Annotated in this window: 17 protein-coding genes; 2 read left to right on the top strand and 15 right to left on the bottom strand. The window is 30.8% G+C overall.

All coding sequences use genetic code 11. From position 1 onward, the window contains the following. Window positions 1-220: 220 nt before the first annotated feature. On the bottom strand, window positions 221-2812 hold the full coding sequence (locus AC0N0V_RS03845) for a RyR domain-containing protein (RefSeq protein WP_474462217.1): 2592 nt from the start codon (window positions 2810-2812) through the stop codon (window positions 221-223). Between the two features lie 398 nt (window positions 2813-3210). Here AC0N0V_RS03845 and AC0N0V_RS03840 point away from each other — a divergent pair, with 398 nt between their 5' ends. After that, a complete protein-coding gene (locus AC0N0V_RS03840; RefSeq protein WP_474462215.1) occupies window positions 3211-3768 on the top strand; it encodes a hypothetical protein in 558 nt (185 codons plus the stop codon). Between the two features lie 157 nt (window positions 3769-3925). On the opposite strand, the gene AC0N0V_RS03835 is transcribed toward AC0N0V_RS03840, so the two are convergent. The 9 genes from AC0N0V_RS03835 to AC0N0V_RS03795 form a co-directional block, all read right to left on the bottom strand. Beyond that, a complete protein-coding gene (locus AC0N0V_RS03835; RefSeq protein WP_474462213.1) occupies window positions 3926-4561 on the bottom strand; it encodes a DUF3793 family protein in 636 nt (211 codons plus the stop codon). Window positions 4562-4637: 76 nt separating this feature from the next. Next, complete coding sequence (locus tag AC0N0V_RS03830) at window positions 4638-4916, bottom strand: transcriptional regulator (protein WP_474462211.1); 279 nt, start codon at window positions 4914-4916, stop codon at window positions 4638-4640. A 20-nt stretch (window positions 4917-4936) separates the two neighbouring features. Continuing rightward, a complete protein-coding gene (locus AC0N0V_RS03825) occupies window positions 4937-5974 on the bottom strand; it encodes a methyl-accepting chemotaxis protein (RefSeq protein ID WP_474462209.1) in 1038 nt (345 codons plus the stop codon). A gap of 25 nt (window positions 5975-5999) precedes the next feature. Continuing rightward, on the bottom strand, window positions 6000-6461 hold the full coding sequence (locus tag AC0N0V_RS03820; protein ID WP_474462207.1) for a Fur family transcriptional regulator: 462 nt from the start codon (window positions 6459-6461) through the stop codon (window positions 6000-6002). A 67-nt stretch (window positions 6462-6528) separates the two neighbouring features. Continuing rightward, window positions 6529-6816: a DUF2325 domain-containing protein gene (locus tag AC0N0V_RS03815; protein WP_474462205.1), complete on the bottom strand. Its 288-nt coding sequence runs from the start codon at window positions 6814-6816 to the stop codon at window positions 6529-6531. Between the two features lie 93 nt (window positions 6817-6909). Next, window positions 6910-8955, bottom strand: coding sequence for a ferrous iron transport protein B (feoB, locus tag AC0N0V_RS03810; protein ID WP_474462203.1), 2046 nt, complete (start codon window positions 8953-8955; stop codon window positions 6910-6912). Window positions 8956-8993: 38 nt separating this feature from the next. Beyond that, window positions 8994-9227, bottom strand: a complete 234-nt coding sequence (locus tag AC0N0V_RS03805; protein WP_474462201.1) for a FeoA family protein — start codon at window positions 9225-9227, stop codon at window positions 8994-8996. A 93-nt stretch (window positions 9228-9320) separates the two neighbouring features. Next, on the bottom strand, window positions 9321-9557 hold the full coding sequence (locus tag AC0N0V_RS03800) for a FeoA family protein (RefSeq protein ID WP_474462200.1): 237 nt from the start codon (window positions 9555-9557) through the stop codon (window positions 9321-9323). Between the two features lie 329 nt (window positions 9558-9886). Continuing rightward, window positions 9887-10879: a Gfo/Idh/MocA family protein gene (locus tag AC0N0V_RS03795; RefSeq protein ID WP_474462198.1), complete on the bottom strand. Its 993-nt coding sequence runs from the start codon at window positions 10877-10879 to the stop codon at window positions 9887-9889. A 496-nt stretch (window positions 10880-11375) separates the two neighbouring features. Here AC0N0V_RS03795 and AC0N0V_RS03790 point away from each other — a divergent pair, with 496 nt between their 5' ends. Further along, complete coding sequence (locus tag AC0N0V_RS03790; RefSeq protein WP_474462197.1) at window positions 11376-12422, top strand: PocR ligand-binding domain-containing protein; 1047 nt, start codon at window positions 11376-11378, stop codon at window positions 12420-12422. A 146-nt stretch (window positions 12423-12568) separates the two neighbouring features. On the opposite strand, the gene AC0N0V_RS03785 is transcribed toward AC0N0V_RS03790, so the two are convergent. The 5 genes from AC0N0V_RS03785 to AC0N0V_RS03765 all read right to left on the bottom strand — a co-directional run bounded on the left by AC0N0V_RS03785 (window position 12569) and on the right by AC0N0V_RS03765 (window position 18558). After that, window positions 12569-14101: a HAMP domain-containing sensor histidine kinase gene (locus AC0N0V_RS03785; protein ID WP_474462195.1), complete on the bottom strand. Its 1533-nt coding sequence runs from the start codon at window positions 14099-14101 to the stop codon at window positions 12569-12571. Further along, the gene (locus AC0N0V_RS03780; protein WP_474462194.1) at window positions 14098-14775 is read right to left on the bottom strand and encodes a response regulator transcription factor; all 678 of its coding nucleotides are present in this window, start codon (window positions 14773-14775) and stop codon (window positions 14098-14100) included. The genes AC0N0V_RS03785 and AC0N0V_RS03780 overlap by 4 nt, the downstream gene beginning before the upstream one ends. 403 nt (window positions 14776-15178) lie before the next feature. Beyond that, window positions 15179-16219: an HD-GYP domain-containing protein gene (locus AC0N0V_RS03775; protein ID WP_474462192.1), complete on the bottom strand. Its 1041-nt coding sequence runs from the start codon at window positions 16217-16219 to the stop codon at window positions 15179-15181. Window positions 16220-16535: 316 nt separating this feature from the next. Continuing rightward, window positions 16536-16997 (bottom strand): MarR family winged helix-turn-helix transcriptional regulator, encoded by a 462-nt coding sequence (locus AC0N0V_RS03770; RefSeq protein WP_474462190.1) that lies wholly within the window; start codon window positions 16995-16997, stop codon window positions 16536-16538. Further along, window positions 16990-18558 (bottom strand): DHA2 family efflux MFS transporter permease subunit, encoded by a 1569-nt coding sequence (locus tag AC0N0V_RS03765; protein ID WP_474462189.1) that lies wholly within the window; start codon window positions 18556-18558, stop codon window positions 16990-16992. Before AC0N0V_RS03765 ends, AC0N0V_RS03770 begins: the two co-directional genes overlap by 8 nt. Window positions 18559-18563: the final 5 nt, after the last annotated feature.

Below are 18563 nucleotides of genomic sequence, written 5' to 3'. Positions count from 1 at the left end.
ATTAGCCTTTTTTATGCGTGGAAATGTACGGTCAAATTCTGATTTTATTGTCATAGGGAAATTATCATTATTAGTAAAAATTAAATTTTCACCTAGAGAATCTCTAATACTAAATGAAGAAATGATTAATATATTTCCATTAAAATCATTTCTGCATAAACAGGACTAAATCCTAGAGAAGATTTACTTCCTAGGATTTAGCCCTGTTTCTATTAATCCACTATATTTTAAGCCGTTCACCAATCTCAGAATTACCTAAAAACTTTAATCGATCCAACTTAAAATTTGATTTTGCCAATATTTCTGGCCAAATCTTAACCATTTGATACACCTTATCTCTCTTTTCTTCCGGTAAGTTATCCCAAGGTACAAGTGCTGGATCAGTCTTTCCCTTATTATCCTTAATTTCTCCGTACTTCCAACCAGCCCTTTTCCTATGGCGATACCAACGAGTATGTTGATCTTCAGCTAAAATATCTAATTCTTTTTCTGTAAACTCTACAAATTTAGGGTTTTCCTTAACAGAAATAATATCATAATTAATTTTCAGCAAAGAATTAGGAATATGTATAGCCTGATCTCTGTTAGAATTTTTAAGTTCTTCGCTAAGCTCCTGCCAAGGTACTATGAAATCTGGATCGATGTTTCTACTATTTTCACTAAGCATTCTATATTTTTCATGAATAGCTATTGCAAGACTTTCAATTTTTTCACTATAAAATGCATCATGCATCATATGGCGCAAAAATTGTTCCTCATCTACATGCAATTTCAACTGTTCTTTAGAAGGCAAATCAGATTGCTCCCAGATTTTCGCATTAATTAGCATACTCATTTCTAATATAGCTTCCATAGATCTTGATTCATGCTTATATTTTCGAATTTTAAGGAGTGCTCTTAGTACTCCGTTATCAATTTTAGCTTCTCCCTTGTCATTTATAAGGTGAGGTACTTTACGTTCTAATAATGAACGTAATAGCATCGCTCTTCTGATTATAAATAATTGGTCCTTCTCATTTGTTTGATTCGGTCCTAAAATATTTACATATCCTCTTAATCGACTTATAAAATCTGGTCCTTTCGCTCCCTTAAATTCCAAAAGAAATTGTTTCCTTTCATTCTCATCCTTTATATCTTCTCCATGAAACTCTCTAAAAGTAGTACTTGTTCCACCTGCAAATACAAAAATGGCTTTTCCAATAGGATGAATAGAATCTCCTTCTCTAAAGGCACCATCCTGCATGGGTGCCAAAAAGTATTTGAGCCACCCTAATTTCCCTTCAAAAGCCGAGTCAAATTCGTCAAAAAATATTAGAGGTATCTTACCTTCTAAAGAAAAATCTCTTACTTTATGAAAGGCGCTAATTAAATCTAATGGCGACCTAAATTGTGATAAATTAAAATTCAACTTCTCTATTAATTCTGGGGCAATACTTGCGGCTATTTCCGTAACACCAAAAGATTTTCCAGAACCCGGAGTACCAAATACAGCTATAGAAAGAGGACGAACTGTATTTTTAGTAGAAATATACTCCCACATTAGATTTTTGATACTTCTATAGCTTTCAATTTCTGTTCTATCTACAGTCTGTAAATTTCCAAACTGAGCTATCGGTATAGAGTTAAGTACATTTTTCACTCCATTTTTTACAATATCATATGCTATTTCCGCTAAATTTGTGGAACTCTTATCACTAAGAATATACCAATAATAATTATTATCTTTATGAATTATGTCCGGCATTCTAACATCTTGAATTAAGTCTCTATATATAAAATCATTTTCTTCTTCAGTAAAAATTGTAGGATTAGGGAATTCAAAGTTCTCAATATCTTTTCCAAAACCATTAACAAAATATTTTTGAGCAGCAACAATGCCCTCACGTATTCCTTCACCTATTAATAAGGAAAGCTCTTCTTCATTCTGATTTTCAGAGGCAATGCTACGTGTGAGCCCTGCAACAAAACATGAAGTAAGCCCATACATTTTCCCTTGATTATCCTTAAAAGAACCTCCCTCAGATTCATAAGGTATGAAGTATAGATAAGCTTCATTTACTCCACCATTTCTATAGTAGATGGCACCTTCAAGCCCAAAAGGTACTATAAGATGATGACAGCCTGCAAGAAAAGCAAGATTAGGATTATTATTAATTTGCCACACAAAATCCTGCGCAGTTCTTTCCCAAGAAAGGCTTTTACTGATGTTAACTCCCTTTGAACGCAAATCATCACCATTTATAATCACTATAGTTCTTTCAACATGAAACTTTTCTAGTTGCTCCCAAAGTTCAGTAGATCCATTCGGGTTATTCATCTTATATAAAATTATTGGAGACTTCTCAGTTGATTTTAAAGCTAAAGGCCAAAACTTTTCATCAGAGTTGAAACCGTTATTTTCATCATCTATTATAACTATATCAGCATTAACATCATCGTTAATTATAGGCAATAATTTTGGATTATCAGATGACGGGCCAGCAAATCCCAAAAATCGCTTTATCCTATATACTTTATTATTATCCTTTCCCTCATTGGATATAGGAAAAAGGCTTAACTCTGCGATGGAACGAAGATAGTCCTTTGACAAGTTTAACTCTTTATCATCTATTTTAGGAGAGTATACAGAAACTCCTGTTGCTAAAGCTACAAATTTTGCCAAAAGTAAAGATTCTCCTGCCTTTAAAACACTATGTACATTTAGATGTGTTTGCCAATTTAAGCCTTTAGTATCTTGCGGTTCTGTAACCCATTGTAGAGAATTTATGCATATGTCTCCTGCTACAACAATTTTTAAATTTTTACTTTCCATATCTAACACCCCTTTATGCTACAGACAATAATGTATATTTACTAATAATATATTAAACTTACTTAATTTTCAACTTAAATCACTAGTTATTCATTTTTATACTAATAGTCTTACCTTAGAATACTATTGATCCTCTTTTTATTCATTAAAGTAATTTCTTGATTTCAATGATATAAAGACTATTATATAGATTTTAAATATAGTTATCGTATGATTATAAACTTTGTCTTAAGCATTCTAATAATGATATTAATTCTAACTTTTACATTATGTATCCATTCTGTTATATTATTGTAACAGTTCTGTAATAATATTAGTTTAATATTTAAAAATGAAGAATCAACAAAAATAGTTAAATATTACAATAAAAACTTAATTTATATAAGGAAGGTGTAAAGATGAAAAAACATAACCTATTTAGTAAAGCAACTTTATCTTTAATCGCAGTAGTAATGTCTGTAACTTTCTTTGCTGGTTGTCAAAACAATAAAAATGCCAGCAGCACATCTCAAACCTCTAGTACTCAGAATAGTAGTACAAGCAGTGAAACTCAAGACAAGAGTACAAAAAATGGAACTAAGTCTACTGAAGAAGATATGAAAAAACAAACACAAGAGAGCATTCAGTCACTTGTAACGGCTGGAACTATAACACAGGTTCAGGCAGATAAAATTGTAGAATCTCTTTCAACCCGCCCTGTGAGAAATAAACAAAATGCTCCTAAATCACAAAATAATGATCAAAATAATTCGCAAGAAAACCCTAAAAATGATGGTCAAGGCGAAAGGATAAATCCCTTAAGTCAATTAGTAGCTGATGGTACTATTACCCAAACTCAAGCTGATGCTGTTATGGAAAAAGTTAGAGGTAACTTTAAAAACATAAATAATAGACAAGGAAACCATGATAATACTACACAAAGTACAAAAACTAATAATAGTCAATCTTCTAATTAAAAAATACAAAAACGTACATATAAGATACTTAAGTATTTCTCTTACATGTACGTTCTCGTCTGTGTGTACTTGCTATATATCAAAATATGTTAATATTCATTATTTATCAAGCCTAACTAATTAAGATATCTCTATATTTATTTAAAGAAAATATTTCTTAATTAGCATAACATATGAAATTTCCAATACTATTGCCTAATATTTCTGTTGGTTTAATTCCCTTTATAATCATCCTAATAATACTGTGTTTTATTTGATCATATTTTCTAAAAATATTCTTTGCTTCTTCAACATTGTGATAAACTTTCCAGTATCCTATAGCCTTACATTTTACATTAGGACAATCAATAAAGAAAGCCACATCATCAACGGGATACCCCAGAAAGATTCCTATTTCATGCGGACAAGTATCTTCAAAACGCTTGCTTAAAAGAACTAAACATTCTTCTAATCTCATTTCCTTATTATATCCGAATCTATTTAAAAATTGTATGTTTCTTTCTTCCCTTATGACACTATGTAATTTTTCTTCATTATAAAACAAAACAACAGTATTTTTTTCACTCTTCTTTAATTCAAAAAACTTAATATTAAGTATCTCTTCTATTTGATTTTTATATTGATCCCATGTATTCTGTAAATTACGATTATCACTACTAAAAGTAATCAAGGAGGATACTTTTTCTCTTACTATTGTTGGACCAGCACTACATAATATTGTTGAAAATAAATATTCCATATTATTATAATTATTTACAATGTTTACGAAACTATTTAGTTCGTCTTTACCCATAACTCTATCCTCCATTACTTTAATTACTCTTAATTAATAATGATTTTTATTACAAATCAGCATAATATTGCTAATACTATCCTATTATAGCCTTTTTACCTTTCTCGGTAATCTTCCATATATTCATATCAATATTATTGCTACTACAACAGCTGCTCTTTGACGAACAACTTCCGCATCCACTTTCACAACTTGCTGAAGAGTTATTCATACTATCCTTCTCTATGTATTTTAGCTTCTCAAGCTGTAGTATCATTTGCTCCACTAAACTTTCATCTATTCCTAATTCTTTCGCTACAGATTTATTTGAATAGGCTCCACCTTGGGCTAATCTTCTTAATATTTTCATTAACATTTCCAAACACCCTTTCTTTATTAAAACTCTCTAATTAAAGAATGTAATTTTTCAACGTCATTTGTATTTTTCTCGATATTTTCTTTAACTTCATATACCTTGTCCACCGTTGATAAAATATCAAAAGACATTTCTGTAACGTTATCTGAAGATTTCTTTATGGTACCGGAAACCTCATTTATTACGTTAGTCAACTCTTCTACAGACACACTTATCTCTCCTGTTGAATTGCTTACATTATTCATTACATCATTAAAATTCACAGCATCTTTAGCGTACTCTTCACACACTTTGATAATCTTATCATAATCTTTGTTTACGGTTTCAGCTAAATAGTTGAGTACTTCATAAGAGGACTCATTTAGCCTTTTAACTGAAAGGCTAACATTGTTTATTATTCCATTTATATTTTTTACAATTTTCTCAGATTCTTCTGCTAACTTTCTAACCTCTCCTGCAACTACCGTAAAGCCCTTTCCTGCTTCTCCTGCCCTGGCTGCTTCTATAGATGCATTTAATGCTAAAAGATTTGTTTGTTTTGTTATTTTTATTATATCTTCTGAAAACTCATATATTTTTTCTACCTCTTTTGATCCTTCAATTGCTTCATTTAATTCTAATTTCACCTTATCTAACATAAATTTAGACTTTTGAATAGAATTTAAAACTTCATTCTTTAATTCACTTGATTTTTTACTAACAACTTCAGTATTTTGAGAAGTCTCTAGAACTTTTTCAGCTATCAATGATGTTGATTTCTCAATTTCTTTTATTGAAAAATACATCTCTTCCCCCTTTGCTGATACAGTAGACATTTCTTCTGTTAACCTTTCAGATATATTTAAATTATTATTTGCTGAACCTTCTATCTCATTAATTAAACCTTTTATAAAGGAAGTATTATCTGTAATTTTATTTGAAACTATTTTAACTCCCTCCGCAATTTCTATTGCTTTGCTATTATTAACTTCACTTTTATCTTCAGCAGAATCATTGTGTATTTTTTTTTCATTAAATCTGCACATTATCTTCTCTATTAATTTGTTTAATAAACTCAATAAATTCACCTCTGACCAAAACCTATTAACTTATTTTAAGTTTCGTTTCACATTCTTTACATACTCCAGACATAACAATACTAGTGTTTTTAATAAAAATTTCATGCTTTATTTTTAGACTTTTTAAAAGATTTCCGTATTCTTCTGATATCTCCGTTTCCTCTATGTCTACTATCTTATTGCATTTAACACATTTAGCATGAATATTAAACTTATACTTATCTGTTAAATCTAACTCATAGTAACTGGTGTTCGTTATATTTATCTTTTTTAAAATACCAACTTTTTCCAAAATTATAAGATTTCTATATACGGTGCTGAGACCTATATTATTTCCTTTTACTTTGCTGTATATTTCATCCGCATTCATATGCATGTTATTTTTATAAATTACCTTTATTATGTAAAGCCTTTGCTTAGTAAGTTTGTATCCTCCATCTCTTAATTTATCCCCAATATAATTGATATCATTGAATTCGTTAATCATTTCTATCAACACCCTTTTATAGTTATGTTTATTGAAAATTTTATATTTTCTATAACCTCTAAGTTCTTTAATTCCACTTAGCACATTCCTGTATAGCTTTCTCCATGTATACCCATGAACGCTTAGAAAATGCAATTTTTATACCATTTCGTTTTGATTCTTTTTTAATAAATTCTGTTAAACTATGACCTACATAATCTACTAAAACTAATATTAGATCTGTCTTTTGCGGTATTTTTATTCTTTTATCACTATTTTTTCTACCGCTTATATGTTCTATATTTTCAAACCCACTTTTAGTTAACTTTTCTGTTATACCACCAAGCCTGTCTCCTCCCACAAGTAAAATACTCATAAAACCTTGCCCCCCTTTTATAAAAAGTCTACTTCTTGAAATTGATAATCATTATCAGTGTAAAGGTAGACTTTTCCCTTCTAATATTCCTTATTAACTAAATCCTAAGAGTTTTCCTATTTGATATACTAGAACTCCTGCTATCCAACCGATTACACAGGTATATACTGTTGCCGCCACCGCCCATTTGCTTGAGTTTGTTTCTCTTTTTATTGCTCCTATAGTAGCTGCACAAGGACAATATAAAAGGGACATTACCATGAAAGCTAACGCTGTAAGTGGTGTAAATGCCTGTTGAATAACTGATGTAAGATCTCCATCGCCTACTCCATATACTGTTCCTAAAGTACTTACCACTGCTTCTTTTGCACCAATACCAGTTATAAGTGATACTGCTGCCTGCCATGTTCCGAAACCTGCTGGCTTAAATATTGGCGCAATAACTGATCCTACTATACCAATTAAACTATCTTTACTTGCAGGCTCCACTCCAGCTGGTAAGTTTGAAAGTGCCCAAACAATTATAACTAATCCTAATATAATTGTACTCATCTTTTTTATAAAGTGTTGTGATTTTTCCCACATATGAATAAATATACCTTTAGCTGTTGGTATACGATAAGGAGGTAATTCCATTATGAAATAAGATTCTTCTCCTTTAAATACTTTCGCGCTGAAAAATTTACCTACTAATATTGCAACTATAATTCCTAGGGCATATAGAGAGAATATTACAATTCCACCTTGATCAAAGATCCCTAGTTTTTTACCTGAGAAAAAAGCACCCGCAAATAATGCATAAACTGGTAATCTAGCTGAGCAAGATACAAACGGATTTATAAGGATTGCCACCATTCTATCTTTCCTACTATCCAATGTTCTCGTAGACATTATTCCCGCAACATTACAGCCACCAGATATTATTAGAGAGATAGCTGTTTTTCCATGAAGACCAATAGAGCTCATAAATCTATCCATTACATAGGCAGCTCTAGCCATGTAACCACTATCTTCAAGTATAGCTATAACAAAATACATAGTAAAAATCATAGGTATAAATACTAGTACTGATCCAAGGCCACCTATAATACCATCTGTTATAAAGGATTTCAGTAACTCCGGTGTACCCATGTTAGTCAAAGTTGTTCCAGCCCACTCGCCAAGTGCACTAAAAGCATCATCTACTTTTCCACCTAGGAATCCATTACCGAAAGTCATGCTTATTTGATACATAGTAAACATTATTATTCCGAATATAGGTATTCCAAACCACTTATGTGTAACCCACTTGTCAATTTTATCAGATGCACTTTCTACTCTAACTACTTCTTTCTTAACTGTCTTTTGTATTATTTCACTTATTATTTCATATCTCTTATCTATTATGAAGGTATCTGGTTCATATCCTATTATTGTTATTAAATTCTCTTCACTTTTTTGTGCTTTATTACTTATGTTTTTAAGATTCTCTTTTTCCTGTATGTATTTTTTTATATACTCATCATTCTCTAAAAGCTTTATCGCTGTCCATCCGGCTGGATACTCTAAAGTTGCTGCACACTCGGAAATTGCATCTTCTAAAATTTCAATTTCCTTTTGTACATCTTTACCATAATCAATTTTATATACATTATTTCCTTTTGTATCACCTAATTTTACTGCCTCATTTATAAGTTCTTTTATTCCTTCACCTTTAGTGGCTACTGTAGCAACAACAGGTACATTAAATTCCTTTGACAACTTATTTATATTTATCTCTATCTTCTTATTTTTAGCTTCATCCATCATATTAAGTGCTAAAATCACCTTAGTTCCTGTTTCTAAAAGCTGCATTGTTAAGTATAAGTTTCTTTCGATATTACTAGCATCAATTACGTTAACCACTACATCAGGTTTATCCTTCAGTATAAAGTTACGCGCTACTACCTCATCTTCTGAATAAGCTCCAAGACTATAAGTTCCTGGTAAATCTACTACTGTTATATTTCTGTCTCCAAATTTAAGTTTTCCTTCCTTCTTTTCAACTGTAACTCCAGACCAGTTACCTACATGCTGTTTTGAACCTGTTAACTCATTAAATAAACTGGTTTTACCACAATTAGGATTACCAGCTAAAGCAATTACTAATTCTTTACTCATTTTGTCCTCCCTATATTCCTATATTTAAAATAATAATTTTAAACCTCCCTAACCATAACCTTTTGTGCCATTCCTCTTCCTAATACCAAACGGCTTTCTCCGACTTTTATAATTAAAGGTCCTGCGTCATTTCTAACAACTTCAATTACTGCTCCTTTATTAACTCCCATTTCCATGAGCTTTTTTCCCATAAGCTCTCCACCCTCTACGTTGTTTACTTCCGCATACCTACCAATTCCGATGGAGTTTAAAGGAATACACACGCTGCTCATACTAAAGCCCTCCTCTCTGATATAGATTATTGTTGTCTAAGCCTATTTCATCAAATTGTGTAACCAGAGAAATTATAATTCGTCTATAAAATCCTATATCACTTCTACAATAACGTCCTTAGCTTCACTTTTTCTAAGACTCAAATTATATCCCCTTACTCTAATTTCTATAGGGTCTCCCATAGGCGCTTTTCCCTCTAATACAATCTCAGTACCTTTAACTATCCCCATATCCATTATTCTTCTTCTCATTTTGCTTTCAGGGTTTATCTGTACCACTCTAACCTTCGCTTTAAGTTCCACTTCATGTAATCCTATTAACTTTGACATAACTCTCACTCCTTAAACATAATATCCATAAGACTCTATATGGACTAATTTAAAAAACATATATTAATTATAAACTTATTTAATTATTGAAAATGATTCTCAATTTCATTCGATATTTCTATTATAATACATTTAGACCATTTTTCAAGTACTTTTGTTAAAATTATCCCAAGTAAATAAAAACATCTCCTTTTTACAGAAGATGTTTTTATTTGTTTTAAAGATTTTCTTTAATTTGAATTCGATAAATTATACTTATATCCATTAGGATCACTCAAATTATATAATCTAATTGAAAATATTTTCAGCTTATTAATAATTGTATATGTTTATATAGATTTATTATCTGCAGGGAACACTACACTAGTCTGTCTTCTAGCCTCTTCTATTATCTCAATAACTCTTAATGATTGGCTATATGAATTTACCTTAGACTCTTTCTCATTGTTTTTTATTAATTCTATAAATTCTTTTACCTCATAATACATTGTTTCTTTTAATTGTGGTACAGATAATTCCTCACACTCACCATTTTTATATACAATCTTTACTGTTTCTGTGTTGCTGATTTTATCAATTATCATACTACCCTCTTCACCTTGAATTTCGCAAGGAATATGTGAGTCTGCTATCTTCGAATGCATTATAACAGCATCCATATCCTCGTAAGAAAGAATGAGACTTCCTTCACCATCCACTCCAGAAGGCAACTTTAGCGCTGATGCTTTTATGTCCTGCGGCATACCAAATAGCTTTACTGCTGGATATATACAATAAGTTCCAATATCCATAATTGAACCATTTGAAAACTTAGGATCAAAGGTGTTTACTGTTTTTCCTTCCTTATATGGATCATATCTAGAAGAGTATTGACAGTAACTAGCGAAATATCTTCTTATTTTACCTAGCTTATGAAGATTATCTTCTACGGCCTTAAAGTTTGGTAAAAATGTAGATTTCATAGCCTCCATGAGTAACACATTATTACTTCTGGCGGCCTCTATCATATAATTTAATTCAGCTTTATTAGATGCTATTGGTTTTTCACAAAGAACATGCTTTTTACTTTTTAAACATATAATAGCTTGCTCCGCATGAATTGAATTAGGGCTTGCTATGTAAACTGCATCAATACAATTACTTTTTAACATTTCTTCTAAATTAGTAAATATATTTTTCACACCATATTTTTCTGCAAAGCTTTTTGCCCTTTCCTCTGTTCTAGAATAAACAGCATTTAGTTTAAAATCTTTCAGTAAACTTGCACCTTTTATAAATTGATCTGTTATCTTGTTGGTACCTATAATTCCAAAATTAATCATACTATTCAACTCCTATTCTATTTTTCATCTTAGATATATAATTATTTATAAATTAAAGTTCCCTCTAATTTTATGTACTCCTAAACAATCTAGAGTCAAAATACTTTCTCTTGATTGAAATCATATTGTGAATCTATGTCAAGCTTTTCATACTTTATTATAACAGTTAAACTTGATATAATATATAGAGTTCTACTTTAAGAATTGGGAACTAGTTGCTCTTAAACATTGAAATTTACATATTTAATAGCTACTCTGTTATAATTAGAACTTAGAATTTTATATTAAGGCCTAATTCGAAATATCTATATTCTTAGAGTCTTCTAACACGTATGTTTTACTGAACTTATATGTTAAAAACATGCATTTAAATCCTATATTAAATATCATATAAGATTTACGTACTAAAAATAATTTGTCCAGTTAACAATAATCGCTGTAACTAATCTTCAAACATATGTAATAATACAAAATTAATATAATGGGGGATTTTATTATGAATATGAAAACGGTAACGAAATACTTTGATATAGGCTCACTACAAATAAAGGACGTAATAGATATCGACTTGCTTCAAAAATTCCAGGACAACTTTGCTGAGAGCATGGATATTGCTAGTGTAACTGTGGATATTAACGGTAATCCCGTAACCAAGCCAAGCTCCTACACAAATTTTTGTATGGATCTTACACAGTCTACTGCTGTAGGCGTTACTAGATGTTCTGAATCTCATAGAAAAGGTGGAGAAGAAGCTGCAAGAACCGGAAAGCCCTACGTATATAAGTGCCATGCAGGATTAATTGATTTTGCAGCACCAATTCTCATTGATGGTAAGCAAATAGGCACTATTTTAGGTGGACAGATATTAACCTCACCACCTGTGGAGGCAGACTATATTAAAACTGCAAAAGAAATAGGGATCAACTCGGATAGCTACGTTGATGCAGTAAATAAGGTTAAGTTAACTACCGAAAAAAATGTGAAGGCTGCTGCAGAAGTATTATTTATTGTATCAAATTCACTTTCAAAGATAGGTTATGAGCAATTAATGCTCAAATCGATGTCACGTACTCTATCTGAAAACTTTTCACAAATATCATCGGCAATGGAAGAGTTATCGTCATCTTCATCGAATGTTACAAATAATCAATATATGTTAGGTAAAGAGATAAATGTTGTTAAGGATATATCTTTGCAGATAAACACAATATTAGATTCAATAAAAACTATAGCTGATCAAACTAAAATGCTTGGTCTAAACGCTGCAATAGAAGCTGCAAGAGCTGGAAATGCAGGAAGAGGTTTTGGTGTGGTTGCCACGGAAATACGAAAATTATCTCAAAATTCAAAAGAAACAGCTTTAGAAGTAACAGAATTAACACACAAGATACACCATTCCCTTGACAAAACTATTGATTCATCAAGTTCTACTTTGCAAGCTACTGAGCAACAAAAGTCATCGATTGAAGGTATTAAAGATAGCTTACAAAAACTTATTTATATCTCGGATGAGATGGATAGACTATCAAGTTCTAAGAAGTAACTAAAATTCTTATAATATTTTGGCATTCATAATTCAATCAATAATCTAAAGTAAGCACTATAGATGTTATTAAAATTCAATGACATCTATAGTGCTTACTTTAGATTATTATGGTTTAAGGTTATATTTTTTATATAAAACTAGATTCAGGATATTTCTGCTTCAGCCCTATCAGCTTCAAACCAAAAACTCACACCATCCTCCATATTCTCTACTCCATAAGAATTATGATGTAAATCTTGAATGGCCTTTACAATAGAAAGCCCCAGACCATATCCACCATAAGCTCTTGTTCTGGCCTTATCAACTTTATAAAAACTCTTCCATATCTTATTGAGGAACTCCTGTGGTATATGGTTTCCAGTATTAAATACACTTACTCTTATTTTATTACCACTTATTGTCTTTCCTATTTTAATAATTCTATCACCACTTATATGATTAATAGCATTATTAATGTAATTTGTAAGTACCTGCTCAATCCTCACCATATCTCCATAAGCAGCAACACTTTCACCAGGTTCAAACTGTATTTCAATGTTCTTTTCCTCAAAAGTAGATTTATATTTATTAAGTACATATTCCATTAAGGATGTTAAATTAAATTCAGTCTTTTCAATTTGAAAATATCCTGATTCAATTTGAGAAAGATTGAGCAAATCTCTAACTAACTTATTCATTTTATCTGTTTCTTTCATAATAACATCGCAGTAAAACCTTCTATCTTCTTCACTTTCAGCAACATTACTAATAAGTCCCTCAGCATACCCCTGTATTACAGCTAATGGAGTTCTTAACTCGTGAGATACACTAGAAACAAATTCTTTCCTCATCTCGTCTATTTTTCTTTCTTTCTCAATATCTTCTTCAAGCTTTTTATTCTTTATATTCAATTCTGTAATTGCCATATCTAGCTCATCAGATAAATAGTTAACGCTTTGACCAAGTTGTCCAATTTCATCATTATTATCTATTTTACATTTTTCACCAAATTCAAATTTAGCCATATTCCTAGCAATTTTATTTAACTCTAATATTGGCTTTGTAAATCTTCTTGAAAAAATATATGCCCAAATACTTCCTAAAATTATGATTATAATCCCTGTAATGATTATGAATCTATTTGCAATATCTACACTTTCTTTTATTGAAACTAAAGGAACTCTTATTGAAAGTATATCTCCATTGTTTAATTTTGTTACAAGAGTAAGAAAATCTATATTCATCTTCATATCTCTTCTGTTTTCAAAGATATATTTACCTTTAGCATATTTGTTAACTTCCCCGTTATCTGGTTGAAGATCTGGTGGCGGCACCATTTTAGATTTTAATTCCGACTTCTCCATGCGACCTATTCCTATTATACCTATCCTACCTACCATATTTCTTTCATCTGGTTCTCTACGCGAAGAGCTATAAACTAATTTTCCATCATTATCACGTATATCAATGTTACTACCAGTTATATTTGCAGTTCTGTCTAGTTCATCCTGTATATCTCTTGCATTTCCACTATATATACTCGCAAGCTTCTTTGCATTTTCTGTAAGAGTATTTTTCTTCTTATTTATATAATACTGCTCAAGATATAAATTATTTAGTATACACAAAACAGAAATAAAGAATATAAGCAAAAAGGTTATTGAAATAAAAAGCTTTGATCTTATTGATTTAATCATTTCTCAACCTCAAATCTATAACCATAACCACGTACAGTTTGCACATAATTACTTTTTGAATTCAATTTTATTCTTAATCTATTTATATGAGTGTCTACTGTTCTTAGATCTCCATAGTAATCATATCCCCAAACCTTATCCAATATTTGCTCCCTGCTTAATGCTTTTCCATAATTCTCAACAAGGTAATTTAATAATTCATATTCCTTTGGACTTAATTCAACCGTAGTTCCTTCAATAACAACCTGACGTGCACTCTGGTCTATTGTTAGTCCATTGAACTCTTTAAGATTAGTGTCTGCTACTGTGACTGCCCTTCTAAGTACAGCATTTACTCTTGCTATTAATATATTAGGACTAAAAGGTTTGGCAATATACTCATCCGCTCCAATATCAAATCCAAAGAGTTCATCAAATTCCTCTCCTCTTGCAGTGAGCATTATTATAGGAACCTTTGACTTCTTTCTTATTTCTCTACACACAGTCCAACCGTCATATTCAGGAAGCATAACATCAAGAATTATTAAATCTATATCTTCTTCAGAAAATAACTCTAACGCCTTTCGACCATCCTCAGCCTCAATTGTAGTATATCCTGATTTTTTTAGAAAGTCTGTTACAAGTTTTCTTATCAATGGTTCGTCATCAACTACTAATATATTTTTGTTATTCATAGTATACCTCCTAAAAAACTATTGTTAATCTTATTATAATATATTTTTGTTACAAATTAGTTACAATATTATTTATACTTACTATAGGGAAATTAATATTCAAATTAGCTATGGGCATAAATAGTCTGAATAAGTATATTTAACATATGCATTTTTGCTTTGATCTTCTAAATTCTCACTTACTTAAATCTCATTCTTATATTATGTTATAAAAAATATAAATTTCACACAATAAGTCAACAAAAGTTATTGCTCTAATGGTGACATATTAATGAAATCAAAAAGGTAACCCCTATATATTTCTACAAAAATATATAGGGGTTACTAGAAGTCCTGTAAAGGTAGCATTTTCTAATACTTTGATCCATAAAGACAAATATTTAATCAGTATTTCTAAACCATATCAATTAATAGATTCTTTATGACTAATATTGATTTCATTAAAATTATCTTGAACTTTTAAAAAAGTATTAACTATAATAGGGTCAAAATGTTTTCCTGAGTCAAAAACTATTTTTTCTACGGCTTCTTGATGGGGTAAAGCGTCCTTATAAGGACGTCTTGAAACTATCACATCATAAGCATCCGCTAGTGCAAATATCCTAGCCTCTAAAGGAATTCCTTCTTTTTTTAGGCCGTGTGGATAACCAGAGCCATCGTATTTTTCATGATGATGTAACGCTATATTTATGGCCATGTTTAAATAATCATAATCGACATTTGTAGACTTAATTATTTCGTAAATCGTTCTAGCACCAATAATGGTATGTTGTTTTATTTCTTCAAATTCATCATTTGTAAGTTTTCCTGGCTTTAACAAAATACTATCTTTTATACCGACTTTGCCTATATCGTGGAGTAGACTTGCTCTTTCAATTTTTTTTACATACTCATTGTCTAAATTTAAGCTTTTTGCCAATAAACTAGCATATTCTTTTGTTCTTTCTAAGTGATTTCCTGTTACATCATCTCTCAGTTCTGCCAGTTTAACTAGTGCAATTACTGTTGTATCCTTAATATTAAAATATTCTTCTGAAATATACGTAATAAATTTACCATATAGATTGTTAATCTGTAATAAATACTCAATTAAATCGCCACTAGGAACTTTTTTAGATAAAACACTAATATAGCTTTCTTCAAAATAATTCATTGCTGTCATAAAGTAATCATAAGAAATATCTTTGTAGGCAATTTCGTAAGCAATAGAAGTAAGTATAATTTTATCAAATTCTTTTCCCTCTGATAATAAATATTTAATAAAACTATCTATCAATTTACCTATAGTTATAGTTGAAAACTTTATTGTAGATCTATCATTAATTGTAATATTATCCATAATCAATCTAATCCAAGTTTGACTTATTGGCATTCTATACATATTTAGCTTATTTGCTGCATTTATCATATTCTCAGTTTTACTCATTATTTTTCTACAATACATTTTCAATCACCACCACGTTAACTTTAATGCATGAATCTATATTACTTCTCATTAATGTTCCCTATGTTAAATATATCCTCACATACATATATTACCCTTCAATTGTTACGATTCTATGTCAATTAAGTTAAAGTTTTATAACTTAATTAAAAATTCATTCCTTAGAAAAAGTAAAAGAAGAAGCTCTATATGATTTATCCTCTTTATAGAAACATAAAAAATAGCCTGTGATTTAATAATACACAGGCTGCTCAATTATTTCATTTTACAATTTATAAATTTTGAAGTATTTATCTCAAATCTTAAAGTATAAAACTTACTTACAATCACTATCACTTAAAAGTGAATTTAATTGCTCTAATCCAGTTATAATTTTTTCTATATCTACAGAATTATAACCACTTTCAGGATTGCATATTAAGTCAGTCATAAATTTCTTCTTTATACTACCAATATCATTATTTTTTTTAAACTCTTCAGAAATTGACAAGTTTACGATTCTGCGGTTGTCTTCAGGTATTTCTCTAATTACAACACCTTGCTTAGTTAAACGATCCACTATACCTGAAACCGTACTTTTCGTTAACATCATGTGATTACTTAACTCATAAAGAGTTATTGATGGAGTTTCATATAGCTGAAATATAACAGCAAGTTGAGGCGATGTAAATCCATATTGTTTTGCAATTTTTTCAAATCTGTTTCTAAAATTTTTCTTAATACTTCTAAATGCATTAAGTACTTTCTCTGCTTGCCTTTCTGCTAATTCATTATTCAAGGACGACTTTACCTCCTTCAGTATTTTGTTTTTTTACTTTTTTACTACCACGCATAAGTAAAGTTAAAAGTATAGCTACAACTACTATAGCAGCAGTTACAACAACAGAATATGCCATTGCATCTACCGCTGCTTGACCTTGAACCATTTTAGTTAATTGAGACACCGCCATTCCTTTGGCTGATCCTTGTGGCAAACCAGCATGCATATATGATTTTGTTAATATTCCTACAGTCTCATTAGATGTTGCGTTATAACTAGTTATTTGCTCCGCTAGTTTTGAATAATTATAGTCTGTTTTTGATTGTATAAGCGTTGTCATTATAGTTATACTGAGAGAACCAGCTATCTGCCTTATAGTATTGTTAAGAGCTGAAGCTTTTCCAACCAACTCTGTTGCTACAGCATTCATACCCACAGTACTAATCGGCATCATAGCAAGCCCTAGTCCTACAGATCTTAAACAGCTAATAAGTACTATTGCCTCTTTGCTTGAATTCATATTTATAGCCGTTGAAAGATCATAAGAACTTATAGCTAATATTATCAATCCAGGTATAACGACTGGCTTTGCTCCAAATTTATCGAAAAGACTGCCACTTATGGGCATCATAACCCCAACAACTAGTGCAGAAGGCAACATAATAATTCCTGTTTGCATAGCAGTATATCCTCTCATGTTTTGTAAAAATAGAGGCAATACATATGCACCACCCATTAAAGCTAAGGTTAAAACAGAGGTTATAACTAAACTTATACTAAAATCAAAGAGTTTGAGAACTCTTAGATCTAATAAGGGTTCTGGATGTGTAAGTTCATTAACTACGAATAGTACGAGACTTAAACAACCGAGTGTCATTAAAATTGGGTTTTGGATTTTTCCCCAATCTATTGATGAACCCTCTCCAAGAACGTATAGTACGCTAACTAGACCAATTGTAGAGGATAAAAATCCTATTATATCAAAGGACTTAAATGGCTTTTTCTCTGTGCCTTTTAATAAAATACCAGCCAATATTACACCAATTATTCCTATAGGAACATTGACCGTAAATATAAGTCTCCAGTCCATTTTTTCAATAATGTATCCACCTAATGTTGGTCCAGTAGCAGGAGCTGCCATAGCTGCTATTCCCCAGAAACCAAGGGCAAGCCCAATTTTTTCCCTAGGAAACATCTGATATATTATAGACATTCCTACTGGCATTATCATACCACCACCGATAGCCTGAACTATACGAAATACTATCATACTTGTATTGCTCCAAGCAAATCCACATAGTAATGAACCTAATGTAAACATTGCCAAGGCAAACACGTATATCCTTTTAGGTCCAAAAACCTCCTGTAAATATCCTGTTAATGGTATGATTGCTCCAAGTGCTAATGTATAAGAAGTTAATATCCATTTTGCATCATCTAGTGGTACACCAAAAACGGCCATCATTTTAGGAAGAGCAATGTTAACTATACTACTATCTAGTATGGACATAAAAGTACCTATTATAACTACACCTAACGCTAACCAACTATTCAATAAGCTGTCGTTCTTCTCTTCCATTATAA

Source organism: Clostridium sp. CS1-1 (genome assembly GCF_056135525.1).
The sequence above is the reverse complement of the archived record's forward strand: the minus strand, read 5'-3'. Positions and strand labels throughout refer to the sequence as shown.